12 protein-coding genes are annotated in these 15940 nt (G+C 66.3%); 5 read left to right on the plus strand and 7 right to left on the minus strand.

Going from position 1 to position 15940, the window contains the following annotated elements:
* Positions 1-81: 81 nt before the first annotated feature.
* Positions 82-1380 carry an MFS transporter gene (locus ABC977_RS13865; protein WP_369667860.1) on the minus strand — a complete coding sequence of 433 codons (1299 nt, stop codon included), beginning with the start codon at positions 1378-1380 and terminating at the stop codon, positions 82-84.
* 299 nt (positions 1381-1679) lie between these two features.
* On the opposite strand from ABC977_RS13865, the gene ABC977_RS13870 reads away from it, so the two are divergent.
* On the plus strand, positions 1680-3911 hold the full coding sequence (locus ABC977_RS13870; RefSeq protein WP_369667861.1) for a TonB-dependent receptor domain-containing protein: 2232 nt from the start codon (positions 1680-1682) through the stop codon (positions 3909-3911).
* 278 nt (positions 3912-4189) lie between these two features.
* Here the strand turns inward: ABC977_RS13870 and egtD are convergent, their stop codons facing one another.
* Together egtD and egtB are read right to left on the minus strand one after the other, a co-directional pair.
* A complete protein-coding gene (egtD, locus tag ABC977_RS13875; protein WP_369667897.1) occupies positions 4190-5143 on the minus strand; it encodes an L-histidine N(alpha)-methyltransferase in 954 nt (317 codons plus the stop codon).
* 104 nt (positions 5144-5247) lie between these two features.
* Positions 5248-6528 (minus strand): ergothioneine biosynthesis protein EgtB, encoded by a 1281-nt coding sequence (gene egtB, locus ABC977_RS13880; protein ID WP_369667862.1) that lies wholly within the window; start codon positions 6526-6528, stop codon positions 5248-5250.
* Positions 6529-6730: 202 nt separating this feature from the next.
* On the opposite strand from egtB, the gene ABC977_RS13885 reads away from it, so the two are divergent.
* The 3 genes from ABC977_RS13885 (at position 6731) to pncA (ending at position 9133) form a co-directional block, all read left to right on the plus strand.
* Entirely contained in the window at positions 6731-6940 is a 210-nt protein-coding gene (locus tag ABC977_RS13885; protein WP_369667863.1) for a UPF0175 family protein, read from the plus strand.
* Positions 6941-7118: 178 nt separating this feature from the next.
* Entirely contained in the window at positions 7119-8537 is a 1419-nt protein-coding gene (locus ABC977_RS13890; protein WP_369667864.1) for a nicotinate phosphoribosyltransferase, read from the plus strand.
* Positions 8534-9133 carry a bifunctional nicotinamidase/pyrazinamidase gene (pncA, locus tag ABC977_RS13895; protein ID WP_369667865.1) on the plus strand — a complete coding sequence of 200 codons (600 nt, stop codon included), beginning with the start codon at positions 8534-8536 and terminating at the stop codon, positions 9131-9133. The genes ABC977_RS13890 and pncA overlap by 4 nt, the downstream gene beginning before the upstream one ends.
* A gap of 28 nt (positions 9134-9161) precedes the next feature.
* Here the strand turns inward: pncA and pyrC are convergent, their stop codons facing one another.
* The 4 genes from pyrC to ABC977_RS13915 all read right to left on the minus strand — a co-directional run bounded on the left by pyrC (position 9162) and on the right by ABC977_RS13915 (position 15002).
* Positions 9162-10229: a dihydroorotase gene (pyrC, locus tag ABC977_RS13900; RefSeq protein ID WP_369667866.1), complete on the minus strand. Its 1068-nt coding sequence runs from the start codon at positions 10227-10229 to the stop codon at positions 9162-9164.
* A gap of 50 nt (positions 10230-10279) precedes the next feature.
* Entirely contained in the window at positions 10280-10582 is a 303-nt protein-coding gene (yhbY, locus tag ABC977_RS13905; protein ID WP_369667867.1) for a ribosome assembly RNA-binding protein YhbY, read from the minus strand.
* 62 nt (positions 10583-10644) lie between these two features.
* The gene (locus ABC977_RS13910; protein ID WP_369667868.1) at positions 10645-13773 is read right to left on the minus strand and encodes an efflux RND transporter permease subunit; all 3129 of its coding nucleotides are present in this window, start codon (positions 13771-13773) and stop codon (positions 10645-10647) included.
* The gene (locus tag ABC977_RS13915; protein WP_369667869.1) at positions 13770-15002 is read right to left on the minus strand and encodes an efflux RND transporter periplasmic adaptor subunit; all 1233 of its coding nucleotides are present in this window, start codon (positions 15000-15002) and stop codon (positions 13770-13772) included. Before ABC977_RS13915 ends, ABC977_RS13910 begins: the two co-directional genes overlap by 4 nt.
* A 211-nt stretch (positions 15003-15213) precedes the next feature.
* Between ABC977_RS13915 and ubiG the strand changes: the two genes are divergently transcribed.
* The gene (gene ubiG / locus ABC977_RS13920; RefSeq protein ID WP_369667870.1) at positions 15214-15933 is read left to right on the plus strand and encodes a bifunctional 2-polyprenyl-6-hydroxyphenol methylase/3-demethylubiquinol 3-O-methyltransferase UbiG; all 720 of its coding nucleotides are present in this window, start codon (positions 15214-15216) and stop codon (positions 15931-15933) included.
* The last annotated feature ends 7 nt before the right edge of the window (positions 15934-15940 follow it).

The following is a 15940-nucleotide window of genomic DNA, read 5'->3' on the forward strand; positions in this document are numbered from 1 at the left end:
GAAGCCGCACCTACTGCTGGCGCGACGACGGCCGCCCGTCCCGTGCGCGTCCCTTTTCGCGCAGATCCCCGTCCTGCCGATCTACAGGTGGCGGCAATGGGTCTCGCGGATCCGCAAGGCGGCGAGCAGCGCGATGACCGCGAAGGCGAAGGATAGCCACAACCCATTGCGGTAGTCGGTTGCCGCGTAGACCCGGACCCCGTCGCGCAGCGTGCCATCCCAGGTCAGATCGAGCACCCAGCCGAAGGCCGGCTGCATGATCGCGGCGCCGAGAAAGAGGCCGGTGTTGACCAGCGCGATCGCCATGCCGGAGACGCCGGCCGGGAGGCACTCCTTGGCGGCGGCATAGGTGACGACGAAGCCACCGGCGGCCAGGCCGAGCACGCCGTAGAGCAGCAACCCGCTCCAGCCGGCTTGCCAGGGCAGCCCGATCAGGGCCAGCCAGGCCAGGGCCGAGAGCCCGGCGCCGCCGACGATGACCGGTCGCCGCCGGCCGATGCGGTCCGACAGCCAGCCCGCGGCCATCGAACCGACCGCGAACCCGACCAGGGCCGAGGTCGTATAGAGGGAGGCCGCGGTTCGGTCGAGGTCGAACAGGTCCCGCATCATCGGAACCCCCCAGAGCCCGGCGAACGCGAACAGCGTGCCGGTGACGCCGAAGTTGACCCAGAAGCCAGGCCAGGCGTCACGCCGCATCAGCACTTCTTTGAGGTCGTGCCACCAGTGTCGGTGACGGGGTGGATGCGGCGGCAGGCCGCTCTGCTCGCGCAGCGATGGGAAACCCAGGTCCTCCGGGCGGTTGCGGACCTGCCACAGTGTTACGATCGCGAGCAGGAGCGACAGGACACCAGCCGCGACGAAGACCTGGCGCCAGGATAGCCCCATCAGCAGCAACGCGAGGGGGCCGGCCGCCAGGATCGAGCCGAGATTGCCGAGCATCAGCGTCAGCCCGCTGATGCGCCCGTACTGGTGTTCGGCGAACCACACGGCATTGCTCTTCATCAGTCCGACGAAGACCACCGAGACGCCGAGCCCGACCAGCAGCCGCCCCCAACTCGCCGTCGCGAAATCCGGCGCCAGGCCGAACAGGATCGACCCGACACCGGCCACCAGGGCGCCGCTGGCGACGCTCAGGCGTGGTCCCAACGTGTCCGCCAGCACGCCAGCCGGGATTTGCATGACCGTGTAGACATAGTAATAGGTCGCGGCCAGTGAACCCAGCGCCGCGCCGCTGATCGCGAAGGTCTGCATCAGGTCCGCGGCCATGACCCCGGGGGCCATGCGGTGGAAATAGACCATGATGTAGGAGCCGACGAGCAGCCAGAAGATGGTCCAACGCGCTCGCTCGAAGCGGCTTCGATCGAAGGATGGCCGGGTCATGGTCGACTCCTCGCGGCTTGTTCGTGATTGCCCGCCGTCCGTGGCCCCACCCGCTCAATTGCGGTGTAAAGCGACGGGTCAGTGGGTCGGTCGCTGGGCCAAGGTGCCCCTGCCCGTCGGTATCCGGGCTTGATCATTGAAGCGCACGAACGCATAGTCTAACGTCCCAGCAGCCAGCCAAATGTCCCCTCGCGGGTCTTGAGCCAGCCAAAAGCCCAACAAGACCTTGATCTCCGAGGAGGTGCATTATACGCGAAGCGCATCCTGGCCGGGGCGCGTCGTCCCGTTTCGATCGGCCGTTGCGAGCGAGCCTGGCCGTTGCCGCCACCGCCCTGCTGGGCGTCGCCACGACGGCAACCTTGGCGTCGGCCGAGGAGGTGCAGCGAATGGCGGCGCTCGTGGTCACCGCCACTGGCTTCGAGCAGGAGATCGACGAGGCCCCCGCCAGCATCACGATCATCACCCGCGAGGAACTCGAGCAACGGCGGGTCACCAGCCTCGCCGATGCGCTGCGGGGCGTGGAAGGCATCAATGTGTCACCACTCGATGCCCGAGACGGCAAGACCGGCAATCAATCCATCAGCCTGCGCGGCTTACCCCGGGAATACACGCTGATCCTGATCGATGGGGTACGGCAGAACCCGATGGGGAACATCACCCCGAATTCGTTCAACGATAGTCAGTCGGTCTTCATCCCGCCGGTCGCGGCGATCGAACGGATCGAGGTGATCCGGGGACCCATGTCCACGCTCTATGGCTCGGACGCCTTAGGCGGCGTCGTGAACATCATCACACGCCGTCCGGGCACCGAATGGGGTGTGTCGGCAACAGTCAGCCGCACCTTCCAGACCGACGGTGACTTCGGCGACGAGACCAAGGTCGAACTCTACACATCCGGGCCGCTCGTCGCGGACAGGGTTTCGATGCAGTTGTACGGCCGCTACTTCGACCGGCAAGCGTCCGACATTCGGATTCCAGGGGTCGAGTATCCACGCGCGATCACGGCTGATACCCCGACGATGGGACAGAATCCGGTGGCCGCCGACAACTACACCTTGGGCGGCGAGGTTCGGTTCAGCCCGGACTTTGCGAACGACCTCTCCGTCGGCTTCAACACGACGCGCCAGAAGTTCGACAACTCCAAAGGCGACATCGGGGCCCTGCACCGCACCGGCAACCCTGCCGCCAGCGCCTGCAATACCGTGCCCGCGCCGAATTTCTGTCGTGGCTACGAGCAGACCCTGCGCTTCAACCGGGATCAGGTGACGCTCGGCCATCAGGGTAGCTTCGATTTCGGCACACTGGTCTCCAAACTGACCTGGGATTCGCTGGAGACCGAGGGTCGGACAATACCGCTGAACAGCGGTCTCAACCCGGCCTTGGAGGGTTCCCCGCGGCGGCTCGACCTCGATACCTGGCTCTTCGATACCAAGTTCCTGACTGGGATCGGCAACCATCTGGTGACGGTCGGCGGCCAGTACATCCATGCGAAGATGACCGACGGCCTCTGGGGCGGCGGTAACAATACGCTGGATCAGTACAGTCTGTTCGTCGAGGACGAGTGGCGGCCAATCGATCAGCTCGCGCTGACCGGCGGTTTGCGCTACGACAACAACGACGCGTACGGTGGCGAATGGGTGCCACGGCTCTACGCGGTCTGGAACGCGACCGATCAGTGGATTCTGAAGGGCGGCGTCGCCAAAGGTTTCCGCACCCCGTTCTTGGAGCAGCTCACCGATGGCATCATCGGGTTCGGGGATCAGGGCACGGTTCCGCTTCAAGGCAATCCAAACTTGCGGCCGGAAACCGCGGTGAACTACGAGGTGAGCGCGGTCTTCCGTCCCATCGCGACGGTGCGCGCGCAGGCCACCGTTTTTCGCAACGAGCTCGACAATCTCGTCGAGCGTGGCACCGGGGCCAACGCGGGCCAGGATCTGAACATCGGCGAGGCGCGCATTCAGGGCGTCGAACTGACCCTGGGCTGGGACATCACCGAAACCCTCTACCTGTCCGGCAACTACAGCTACATCGACAGCGAGGTCACGAAGACTCAACTCGACACCGGCAGCCCGGCGCAGCGCATCGCCAGTAAGAAGGGCGATCCGCTCGTCAGCGTGCCTGACCACATGTTGAACGCGCGCCTGACTTGGCAGGCGACACCGCGCCTCAGTACCTTCCTGAACGCGGAATACCGAAGCAGTGCGTTCCGGCCGCGCAACTTCCACGAGCCACAGAACGGGGGCAATGCCCAGGGTCGCGTCGACGAGAGCTGGAGTGACAGCAACATCGTGCTCGGCGATTTTGACGGCTACACCATCCTCGATCTCGGGGCCACGTATCGGGTCAACCGTAACCTGCGCGTGACCGGGGTCGTGCAAAACCTGCTGAACAAGGATTTCAACGATTACCGAAGCTATACGCGCTGCACCAACGCCGGCTGCACGGGACCCGGTACCGAGGCCTTCAGCAACCGCTTCAACACCATCCATAGCCCGCTCAGCCTGTACGCGGCGGTGAATCTGGATTTCTGATCTCAAGCCGCGGGCGGCCCCTGGTCCCGACGCCAGCCAATTGTCCTGCCATGCCGGCGCATGGACCCCAACGTATGGGTATCTGTGCTTGGGCTCTTCGGATGGTCGAGACCAGGGGCTTTCCCAGAGGCCCTAGCCATGAGTGCGACGAATGCGCTAGAACCTCGGATTCGGTTGGGCGCGTTCCGGAGCCCTTGGGTCGGCGTTACCGTGCGGCGCTCGAGCGTGACGACCCGCCCGCCTGGCCGTATCGGAGGGGGGCGGGTCGAGGCTCCGGGTCAGCGCCGGTCGTCGACGCGCAGGCCGTGCAGGCTGAAGTACCGATCGGGATCGGTCCAGACCTCTTCCGGCCGAAAGCCGGCCCCGCGTGCGAGCTCGCGAAAATCCTCGATGCCGTACTTGTAGGAGTTCTCGGTGTGGATGCTCTCGCCGCGGGCAAAGCCGAAGCCTTGCCCGGCGATCTCCACCTGTTGATCGACCTGGCTGACGAGGTGCATCTCCACGCGGCTGGCGGCACTGTTGAAGAAGGCCCGATGTCTGAACTGGTGCGGGTCGAAATCGCCGTCGAGTTCGCGATTGATGCGCCAGAGCAGGTTCAGATTGAAGGTCGCTGTGACCCCCTGGTCGTCGTTGTAGGCGGCATCCAAGATGCGCGCATCCTTGCGCAGATCGACACCGATCAGCAGACGACCGCCGTCGCCGAGTCGCTCGGCCACCTGCCGCAGTAGTCGCCGGGCATCGGCCGGCTCGAAGTTGCCGATGCTCGATCCGGGAAAGAACGCAGCCAGGTGATCCCAGTGCGGCTCCAGCGGCAGCTCGAAGGGCACCGAGTAGTCGGCGCAGACCGCGCGGATCGCGAGGGCCGGGAACTGCGCCGCGAGCGCGTGCGCCGACTCGCGCAGATGCTGGCGGGAGATATCGACCGGCAGGTAGACGCGCGGTCGCAGCGCGGCCAGCAGGGTCTGGATCTTCAGGCTGCTGCCGCTGCCGAGCTCGATCAGCACCGCATCCGGGCCCAGCCAGGCCGCGATCTCGGCGCCATGCCGCCGCAGGATGCCGATCTCGGTCCGTGTCGGGTAGTACTCGGGCAGCTCCGTGATGGCATCGAACAGTCGCGAGCCTTCCTGATCGTAGAAGAGCTTCGGGGGCAAACGCTTGACCGGCTGGGCCAGGCCCGCGAGCACCTCGCTGCGCACATCGGCCGGTGTCGGGTGATAATCGTAGAAGGCGATCGAAGCGGTCCGTTGATCCGCGTGGCGGCTGGCCTCGGTTCGCTGCTCGGCGCCGGCGTTGCGGTCGCCGAAGGACTGGGCGCGATGGCTTGTGGTCCGAGACGTCACGCGAGATCCTCCGCCAGCCGCAGCCCCTGGAATTGCCAGCGCTCGTGCGGGTAGAAGAAGTTGCGGTAGCTGGGCCGAAGGTGATCTTGGGAGCTCGCACAGGAGCCGCCGCGCAGCACCATCTGGTTGCACATGAACTTGCCGTTGTATTCCCCGAGCGCCCCAGCCGGGGCGCGATAGCCGGGATAGGGCAGGTACGCCGAGCCGGTCCACTCCCAGATATCCCCGAACAGCTGTCGCAGGCCATCCTCGGACCCCGCGGGCCGCGGATGCAGCCACCCGGCGTCGACGAAGTTGCCGGATAGGGTCCGTCCTCGTGCGGCGAGTTCCCATTCCGCCTCGGTCGGGAGACGCTTTCCGGCCCAGGTCGCAAAGGCCTCCGCCTCGTAGTAGCTCAGGTGGCAGACGGGCTCGGCGGGATTCAGCGGTCGCATCCCGGCCAGCGTGAAGATCTGCCAGGTTCCGTCCTGTTGCTCCCAGTAAGGCGGATGCCGCCAGCCACGTTCCTTGACCGTTGCCCAACCATCCGAGAGCCAGTGAACCGAATCCTCGTAGCCGCCATCGGCCATGAACGCCAAATACTCGCCGTTCGTCACGGGCCGGTCCGCGAGTGCGAAGGGTGCGACGAAGACGCGATGGCGCGGGCGTTCGTTGTCGTAGGCGAAGGCCTCGGGCGGGGCTCCGATCTCGATCAGGCCACCGTCGAAGGTCTGCCATGCGATCGGGTCGGGGTCTTTCAGCGGCGCCTGCGGCAGATCGGCCCGATAGGCCGGTCGTAGCGGATTGTAGGCCAGGTGCTGCTTGATATCGGTCACTAGCAACTCTTGGTGCTGTTGCTCGTGGTGGAGCCCGATCAAGAGTCGCTGCGAGAGCGCTGGCCAATCCGCATCCGGACAAGACACGATCAGTCGCGACATGGCCTCATCGACGTGGTGCCGATAATCGTAGACCTCGGCGACGGTGGGGCGGGACAGCCGTCCCCGCTCCGGGCGAGGCCAGAAGCCGGTCCCGGTCTGCTCGTAGTAGCTGTTGAAGAGGTATTCGAAGCGCGGGTGGAAGACCCGGTATCCCGGTTGATACGGACGCAGCAGGAAGGTCTCGAAGAACCAGGAGACATGGGCCAGGTGCCACTTGGGCGGACTGGCCTCCAGGGTCGTCTGAAGCCCGTAATCCTCGATGGCCAGCGGCTCGCAGAGTCGCTCGCTGAAGGTACGGACCTGTTGGAACTTAAGCCGAAGCCTCTCTCGTTGCTCCATGCCCGTCGATGATGCCAGCATACGGCCTCCCGTCTTTGCGTCGATGGCTTCGCGACTGACGCGGGCCACCAGGGGCCAGCATCGATTCGGCGGCCGCCCTCGGATGCTCGAGGGCGGCCGCCTGTCGCATAGTTCGTTCTGGCAATGCACCTACAATAAGGCATGCTCCCCGTGTTTGCGAAGTCCATGGCGTGGGACGCGGTCATGGCGAGCAAGATGGGGCGTGCGTCGTTGGCTTTTGCCGACGACACCGGAACGCTTTGACGGAGTCGGCGCGCTTGCGTCTTGCGCCGAAGAGATCGTCTCGCAGGGCAAGGCCGCGGAGCTGGCCGGGCTGAGCCGGGTCGAGTTCTTCGAGGAGTTGCACCGGCGCCGCGTTCCCGCCTGCCGGGTGACCCCCGACCAGCTGTCGGAGGAGATCCATGGCGACTAGCCGCTGGCTCGCCAATGCCTCGCCAGTGATCTTGCTCGGCAAGATCGATCGGCTCGACCTGTCGGAGGTCTTGCAGATGAGATCGTCGTATTCAGGGTAGATGTTGCCCCGACCCTTGATCGCGGTGCGAAGGGGCGTAACATCGCAGATCAAGGCGGGATACGAGCGGGTGCATGACATGATCGACATCACCGGAACCTATACCGACCAGTACCAGCTCGCGATGGCGCAGGCCTACTTCCTGAGTGGCCGCGGGCGCGAGTCGGCGCGCTTCGATTATTTCTTCCGCAAGCTGCCTTTCGGTGGCGGCTACGCGGTCTTCGCCGGGCTCGAGGATTTGCTGACGGTGCTCGAGCGGCTGCGTTTCGACGAGGCGGACCTCGGCTTCCTGCGCGAGCAGGGCATGGATCCGGCCTTCGTCGAGTCCTTGCGCGGCTTTGCCTTTCGCGGACGCGTGCTGGCGGTCCGCGAGGGCGATCTGGTCTTTCCGACCTGTCCGGTCGTGACGGTCGAGGCGAGCCTGATCGAGGCGCAGATCGTCGAGACGCTGCTGCTGAACATCCTGAACTTTCAGACGCTGGTCGCAACCAAGGCGAGTCGCATGCGGCTCGCGGCCGGGAACGAGGCGACGCTTGTGGATTTCGGGCTGCGCCGTGCCCCGGGCCTCGGTGGCTATGCCGCGAGTCGCGCGGCGATCGTTGGCGGCTTCGATGCGACCAGCAATGTGCGCGCGGGACGGGACTATGGGATCCCGGTCTCCGGCACCATGGCGCATTCCTTCATCCAGGCGCATGATCAGGAACTCGCGGCCTTCCGGGCCTTCGCTGCCGCGCACCCGACCAACTGTGTCTTGCTGGTGGATACCTACGATACGCTGCACAGCGGCGTGCCCAACGCGATCCGCGTGGGGCAGGAGATGCGCCAACGCGGTCAGCGGCTGCGCGGGATTCGCCTCGACAGCGGCGACCTGGCCTACCTCTCCAAGCAGGCGCGCAACATGCTGGACGCCGCGGGTCTCACCGAGACCAAGATCGCCGCGTCCAACCAGCTCGACGAGTACGTGATCCGGAGCCTGCGCGAGCAGGGTGCCCCGATCGATCTTTTCGGTGTCGGCACCAGCCTGGCAACCGGTCAGCCCGACGGGGCGCTCGATGGTGTCTACAAGCTGGCCGAGGTCGAGGGTCGGCCCTGCCTCAAGCTCTCGGAGTCGACCGACAAGATCACGGTGCCGTGCGCGAAACAGGTGTTCCGTGTGCTCGATGAGACGGGCGGCTTTTGGGGCGCCGACGCGATCGCGATGGCCGATGAAACCGATGTCGAGCGCATGCATCATCCGTCGGATCCGCATCAATCGCTCGTGCTCGTAGGGCGTCCGCAGGAACCCTTGTTACACCCGGTCATGGCGCAGGGCCGGCGTCGGCATGAGCCGGCGAGTCTGACCGAGATCAAGCGCTACAGTCAGGAGCGGCTGGCTCGGTTGCCGGCGGAGTACAAGCGATTCGAGTACCCTCATCTGTACAAGGTCGGGCTCAGCACGCGGCTCGACCAAGAGCGCAACCGGCTCATCGCCGCACACCGAAGCGAGCCGTCATCATGAACGCCTTGATCATCGTCGACGTCCAGAAGGACTTCATGCCCGGCGGGCCGCTGGCGGTTCCCGACGGGGACGCCGTGGTCCCGGTCATCAATGGCCTTCTCGACCGGTTCGACCTGGTCGTGGCCACGCAGGACTGGCACCCGCCCGAGCACCGGAGCTTCGCCTCCAATCACGCCGGCAAGCGGCCATTCGATGTCATCGAGCTACACGGGCTCGAGCAAGTGCTTTGGCCCGATCACTGTGTACAGCTGAGCGCCGGCGTCGACCTCCACCCGGATCTCGATCAGCACCGGATCGAGGCGATCATCCGCAAGGGAACGGATCCGGACGTCGACAGCTACAGCGGCTTCTACGACAACGGCCACAGGAAGCGTACGGGCCTGGCCGGTTATCTGCGCGATCGCGGTGTCCATCGGCTGAGCCTGTGTGGGTTGGCCGGCGACATCTGTGTCTATTACACGCTGATGGATGCCCTCGAGGAAGGGTTCGACGCGACGCTGATCGAAAACGCGACGCGGCCGCTGCACGCGACGGCGTTCGAGACGGCAAAGGCCGCGATCCTCGCGCGTGGCGGGCACGTCGAGACGCTGCTCTGAGCCCGCACGAGCTCGGGGCCGGTCCCCTTCAGCGGGTCTCGTCGCCGGTCGTCGCGACCAGTCGCCAACCGATCTGATCGCCGGCGCGCAGCGGGATTACCCGGTCGTCGCCGAACGCGAAGGCCTCCGGTACCGTCCAGGTCTCGCGCCGTAACAGGATCTGGTCCCGGTTGCGGGGCAGCCCGTAGAAGTCGGCGCCGAAATGGCTCGCGAAGCCTTCGAGCCGATCGAGCGCGCCGGCTTCGTCGAACACCTCGGCGTAGAGCTCGATCGCGGCGTGGGCCGTGAACAGGCCGGCGCAACCGCAGCGGCTCTCCTTGGCCGTGACCGCGTGAGGCGCGCTGTCGGTGCCGAGGAAGAAGCGCGGATCGCCGCTGGTTGCGGCGGCCACCAGCGCCTCGCGGTGACGCTCGCGCTTGAGGACGGGCAGGCAGTAGTAGTGCGGACGGATCCCACCGGCGAGCATCGCGTTGCGGTTGTAGAGGAGGTGATGGACCGTGATCGTGGCCGCGAGCCGCGGTGGGCCGGTGCGGACGAAATCGGCCGCCTCTGCGGTCGTGATGTGCTCGAAGACGACCCGTAGCCCCGGGAACCGCGCGACGATCCGGGCCAGATGGTCGTCGATGAAACGCGGTTCGCGATCGAAGACATCGACGGCCGGGTCGGTCACCTCGCCATGGACGAGCAGCGGCAGGTCCTCGCGCTCCATCGCCTCGAGCACCGGGAAGAGCGCCTCGAGCCGGGTGACCCCTTCGTCCGAATTGGTCGTGGCCCCGGCCGGATAGAGCTTGGCGGCTTGGACGATCCCGCTCGCCTTTGCGGTCCGGATCTCGCTCACCGATGTGCGATCGGTCAGGTACAGCGTCATCAGGGGCTCGAACGCGAGTCCCGGCGGCACGGCCGCGACGATGCGCTCGCGATAGGCCCGGGCCAGCGCCGTGGTCGTGACCGGTGGCTTCAGGTTCGGCATCACGATCGCGCGCGCGAAGCGCGCCGCCGTGTGACCGACGACCGCAGCCATCTGCGCACCGTCACGCAGGTGCAGGTGCCAGTCATCGGGGCGGGTCAAGCGGATCTCATCAGGCGTCTTGGTCATCGAGGCGGGTCTCTAATCATGCGACTCACGCGCGTGAGTCGTTGCCGGCGTCACAGAGCCGGGGGCATCAGGCGGTCCTTTTTCGTCGGGTTCGCGCGAAAGAAGGCCGCCGTATTGCCGATCCGGGCGATCAGCGTCGCGCCGGCGCGTTCCGCGATCGCGCCGACCAGCGCATCGCGCTCGGTGCGGTCACCGGCGTTGACCTTGATCTTGATCAGTTCGTGATGATCGAGCGCGGCCTCGATCTCGTTGAACACCCCGTCGGTCAAACCGGCGTGGCCGAGGATCACGACCGGTCGCAGATGGTGGACTCGTGGCTTCAGCCAGCGTTTTTGGCGTTCGGTCAGGGACATCGCGTGTGCTTCCAAATCTGTGGGTAGTTGGTTGGCGTTGCCGTAATCACGCCGGTGCCGTGTCAGCGGGTCGATGCCACGGCCCCGACGAGTCGGCCCAAGCGCCGGTGCAGACTCTCATGAATCGATAGCATAGCCGGAACGACGAGCAGGATGAGCAGCGTCGCAAACCCGAGCCCGAATGCGATCGAGGTCGCCATCGGGATCAGGAACTGGGCCTGCACGGATTTCTCGAATAACAGGGGTGTCAGCCCGGCGATCGTCGTCAGCGATGTCAGCAGCACTGCGCGCAGCCGTTGGCAGGCAGCCTCGATCAGGGCCTCGCGCGGGTCAAGCCCCTGTTCGAGCTGTTGCTGGTAGAACTTGACGAGGATGATCGAGTCGTTGATGACGATGCCCGACAAGCCGAACATCCCGAACAACGACAGGATGGTCACGTCGATGCCGATCATCCAGTGGCCGAGCAGGGCACCGGTCAACCCGAACGGGATCGCGGTCATGACGACCAGGGGCCAGGAGTAGGACGCGAAGACCCAGGCCAGGATCACGTAGATCAGGATCAGGCCCAGCACGACGCCTTTGCGGAGATCCTCGAGCGTCTCGCGTTGATCGGCGGACCGGCCCTCGAACGAATAGTGCAGCCCGTAGCGCGTCTGAAGCGCCGGGAGCACGGATTCCTCGAGGTCCTCGGTGATGGCCACGGCGTTGTTCAGCGCGGCGTCGACATCGGCCGAGACCTCGACCGCGAGCTGCCCTTCGGCGTGGCGCAGCACCTCGAAGCCGCGTCGCGTGCTCCAGTCGGCGACGGTCGTCAGCGGGACGGACGAGCCGTCCGGCAACCGGATGTTCATCCGTTCGAGGCTGCCGAGCCGGTCCCGTTCGGCTCGCGGCAGCTTGACGCGGACCTCGACCTCGTCGGCACCGTCCTGAAAGATCTGCACCAGCTGGCCTTCGAAGGCCGTGCGCAGTTGGGTTCCGAGGTCGAGAATCGTCAGGCCCAGGGCTTGGCCCGCCGGCGTCAGCGAATAGATGATCTGTTCGCGACCGAAGGCCATGTCGTCCTCGATGGCCGAGACGCCGGGCAGGCCCCTCAAGACCTCGGCCAGGTCGAGCGCTGCGTCCTTCAGGGTCTCGGAATCGGCCCCATAGAGCCGCACCGTCAGGTCGCGTCCCGGAGGGCCGCCGCGCCGGGCGGTGACCGTGAAGCTCTCGATTCCGGGTGGGAGCTCGATCCGCTCGCGCCAGGCGCGGATGAAGGCTTCGTTTCGGATCTCGCGCGCATCCGAAGGCACTAGCTCGACTTGCAGCGCGCCGAGTTGATCGCCGGTGCCGCCGGCGATGCGGCCACCATGGTAGGCGACGGCGAGGTTGACCAGTTGCCCCTGATCCAGCGCCCGCTCTGTTTCCCACAGGGTCTCGTCGAGGTGGCGCAACAGGGCGTCGACCTGGGCGCGTGGCGTTCCGGCGACGAAGGTCGCGTTCGCGGTGATGATCTGGCCTTCCGGCGTCGGGAAGAAGACGAAGGCGAGGCGGCCGCCGGCAAAGAGCCCGAGCGCGATCAGCAGCGCGGCGATCGCCGCCGCGATGGTCGCGAATCGGTGATGGACGGCGACCGTGACCAGGGGTCGGAACACCTGGTCACGAAAGCGCTCGAAGCCGCGATCGAGCCGCGCGCGCAGCGACCGCGGTTGGATCTTGTGGCTGTGCACGAAGGCCGTGCGCAGGTGCCCCGGCAGCACCAGCAGGCTTTCGATCAGCGAGGCGAGGATCACGGCCACGATCACCAGGGGGATGACCCCGAGGATGTTGCCGATGGTGCCGCCGACCAGCATCAGCGGCAGGAAGGCGGCGATCGTCGTCAGCGACGAGGCGACGACTGGCGCGAGCATGCGCCGCACGCCGCCCTCGGCCGCCAGCAAAGGCGCCTCGCCCATCTGGTGATGGGCCATCGCATCCTCGCCGACGACGATCGCATCGTCGACGATGATGCCGAGCGCCATGATCAGCGCAAACAGGCTCAGCATGTTGATGCTGCCGCCAAACAGGTACAGGATGAACAGGGTCGCCAGGAACGAGACCGGGATGCCCCAGGCCACCCAAAAGGCGACGCGGCCGCTCAAGAATAGGAACAGGATGGCGACCACCAGCACCAGTCCACCGAGCCCGTTGGTCACGAGCAGCATGATGCGATCGCGGATGAGCTCCCACGAGGCGTCGTAAACGAGCAGCTCGACCCCCGGAGGCAGCTGCGGGCGGGTCTCGGCCAGCCAGTCCTCGAGGATCCGGGCCGCGGTCAGCGAGTTTCCGGATTCGGCTCGTTGCAACACCATCTCGACCGCCGGCCGTCCGTCGACCGACAGCCGGAGCGTGCCGTCGCGCGGGACCCGTTCGATCGTCGCGATGTCGCCGAGCTGGACCGTCAGCGTTTCGCTGGCCTTGACCGGCAGTTGGCCGAATTCGACCTCGTCCCGGCGGCGATCGAGGCTGCGCAGCTCGCGCGCCGCCTCGCCGCGACCGATGGCGCCCGCCGGCAGATCGCGGCTCGACGCCGCCACCCGTTCGCCGATCTCCGGAAGCCCCACCCCCAGCTCGGTGAGGCGGGCGTGATCGACCTGGATGCTGATCTCTTCCGGCGGTAGCCCGCGCAGATCGATCGTGTCGATGCCGCGCTCGAGCAGCTCGGCCTCGAAGCGACGCGCGAGGTGGCGCATCTCGTCGGGCCGGTCGACGCCGGTCAGGACCAAACGCGCGACCGATTCGTACCGGGTCACGAGCGCGATTTCCGGCTTTTCGGCGTCCTGCGGCAGGTTGCGAAAATCATCGACCAGGCGCCGCACCTGATCGAGCGCCAGCAGCGGATCGATGTTCTCGCGAAACTCCAGCGTGATTGCGGAGATCCCCTGCGTCGAGGTCGAGGTCATCCGGCGCAGGTTGTCGGCCGCGCGCAAGCGCTGCTCCAACGGCGTCGTGATGCCTTCTTCGATGTCCTCGGCGCTGGCCCCGCTCCAGATCACCCGCACCGTGACGACGTCCAGGTCGAAGCTCGGGAAGAACTGGACGTTGAGGCGATCGAGCGCGAAGACGCCGCTCAGGATCATCAGCACCATCAACAGGTTCGCGGCGACCTTGTGATGAGCGAAGAGCCCGATCAGGTCGCGGCGATGACCCGTATCCCGTGCGTTGGTATTCATCGCCGGGCTTCGACGCGCAGGCCGTCGATGGCGTTCGGCATGTGGGTCACGATCAGCTCGTCGCCGGCCGTCAGAGCCGGCGCCTGGACCAGGAGCCGCTCATCGCCGTGCTCGTCGTACCAGCTCCCGAGGCGCCGTACTCGGACGCCCTCCATGCGACCGTCGACGAGCCGGTAGATGCGCTCGCCGCCGTAGACGGCACCGAAGGGCACCGCGATGGCATCATCGACGGCGCGCCGCTCGAGGTGCACGACCAACATCTGGCCGGCCCGCAACAGCCCCGTCTCACCCTCGAGCCGAAACAGTGCATCGACCCCGCTGGTCGTCGCATCCCCGGCGAACCGAACCAGCCGCAGCGGGAGCACCTGCTCTCCGACGTGCGCGCTGGCCGGCAGGTAACCCATCTGGTCCAACGATGCCGCCAGTTCCTCCTGGAAAGGGGTGGGGATGCGCGCCCGGACCTCGAGGCTGGCCAGCGGGTACAGGCTGAGCAGCACATCATCGCGGCGCACCTGGTCACCGGTGGTGACGTTCACCTCTGCGATGATGGCCCTGAAAGGCGCGGCGAATTGCGCCCGTTCGATCTCGAGCGCGATCTCGTCGAGACGGGCTTGCGCGCTCCGTAACCGAGCCAGCAGGGCGCGCTGGCGGGCGGGGAAGTCCGCCAAGCTGGTATCGCGCTGCGCGACCGCGAGCGTCTGTCGAGCGAGCTCCTGGCGCGCCGTGTCGAGGTCGGTCTGCGACCCGACCTGTTGTGTCGCCAGTCGCTGCGCGCGCGCGACGCCGTCCTCGGCGATGGCCAGCAGCGCGCGTTCCTGCTCCATGGCCGCGAGATCCCCGAGGTGGCGTTGCGTGTCGCTGTCGATCTGAGCCTGCAATTCATCGACCTGCGCCTGGGCCTGCGCCAGCCGATGGCTGAAATCTCGCGGGTCGAGCTCGAGCAGCCGCTGTCCCGGCGCGACCCGGTCGCCCTCGCGGACCGCGACCTGCAGCACGCGGGCCGCCGCGGGGGCAGCGACCTGCAAGCGATCGGGCGTCTCGACACGACCATAGAGCTCCAGAGTCGGCGATAGGCGGCGTGGTTCGATCCGTTCGGTCTCGACGCGCCAGACCCGCTCGCGGATCTCCGGCGTTGGACGTTCCGGACGCGTCTGCTGGAGGTACTGGAACACGCCCACACCGAGGGCCAGGATCAGGACGGGGATGAAAAACTTGAGTAGGCGATTCACAACGGCTCGCAAGGCGATACACAGCCTTTGTAGTGTCAGGGTCGCTCACGGCGAAGGCAAGCCTCATCGACAGACCGGATGCCGATTGCTAGGCGATGCCGGGGTCCGCCGCCGACTTGGGTTAGAATTCGTCGATCAGTGACCCGACTCACGGCCAACCACCCCGATTTCGTACCGCCGGCCCGTGCCCGGCGGCCAGCCGAGGCAGACGATGACACAGACTAGCCACAACGTGGATCACGCCGAGATCCGGAAGTTCGAGGAACTCGCTTCGCGCTGGTGGGATCCTCACAGCGAGTTCAAGGCCCTCCACGACATCAACCCGCTGCGTCTGGACTACATCGATCAGGCGGCGCGGCTTCAAGGGCGCGACGTCCTCGATGTCGGTTGCGGCGGCGGCATCCTGGCCGAAGCCATGGCGCTGCGCGGTGCGCGCGTCATGGGCATCGACATGGGCGAGATGCCCCTGCGCATCGCCGAGTTGCACACGCTCGAATCTGGCGTCGAGGTGACCTACCGCCTGGTGCCGGTCGAGACCCTGGCCGCCGAGCGTCCGGCGAGCTTCGACGTGGTCACCTGCATGGAGATGCTCGAGCACGTGCCGGATCCGGCCGCGGTCGTCGCCGCCTGTGCCACCCTGGTCCGGCCGGGCGGCTACGTCTTCTTCTCGACGCTGAACCGCAACCCGAAATCCTACCTGATGGCGATCGTCGGTGCCGAGTACATCCTCGGGATGTTGCCGAAGGGCACCCATGACTACGCGCGCTTCATTCGCCCCGCGGAATTGGCCGCTTGGGTCCGCGACGCCGGCATGCAGGTCACCGATTTGACGGGCATGACCTACAACCCACTGAACCAGGAATACAGGCTGGAGAAGCGGCGACTCGACGTGAACTACCTGGCGACCTGCCGGCTCGACGCCGACACCTGAGGAGGCG

Origin of the sequence: Thioalkalicoccus limnaeus, assembly GCF_041197575.1 — a bacterium.
In the GTDB taxonomy this organism is placed as follows: domain Bacteria; phylum Pseudomonadota; class Gammaproteobacteria; order Chromatiales; family Chromatiaceae; genus Thioalkalicoccus; species Thioalkalicoccus limnaeus.

What these genes read in the sequence shown, in the direction of transcription:
- ABC977_RS13910 (WP_369667868.1), bottom strand. Translation starts at nt 13,773, where the DNA reads ATGAATACCAACGCACGGGATACGGGTCATCGCCGCGACCTGATCGGG.
- pncA (WP_369667865.1), top strand. Translation starts at nt 8,534, where the DNA reads ATGAACGCCTTGATCATCGTCGACGTCCAGAAGGACTTCATGCCCGGC.
- pyrC (WP_369667866.1), bottom strand. Translation starts at nt 10,229, where the DNA reads ATGACCAAGACGCCTGATGAGATCCGCTTGACCCGCCCCGATGACTGG.
- ABC977_RS13865 (WP_369667860.1), bottom strand. Translation starts at nt 1,380, where the DNA reads ATGACCCGGCCATCCTTCGATCGAAGCCGCTTCGAGCGAGCGCGTTGG.
- yhbY (WP_369667867.1), bottom strand. Translation starts at nt 10,582, where the DNA reads ATGTCCCTGACCGAACGCCAAAAACGCTGGCTGAAGCCACGAGTCCAC.
- ubiG (WP_369667870.1), top strand. Translation starts at nt 15,214, where the DNA reads ATGACACAGACTAGCCACAACGTGGATCACGCCGAGATCCGGAAGTTC.
- ABC977_RS13890 (WP_369667864.1), top strand. Translation starts at nt 7,119, where the DNA reads ATGATCGACATCACCGGAACCTATACCGACCAGTACCAGCTCGCGATG.
- egtB (WP_369667862.1), bottom strand. Translation starts at nt 6,528, where the DNA reads ATGCTGGCATCATCGACGGGCATGGAGCAACGAGAGAGGCTTCGGCTT.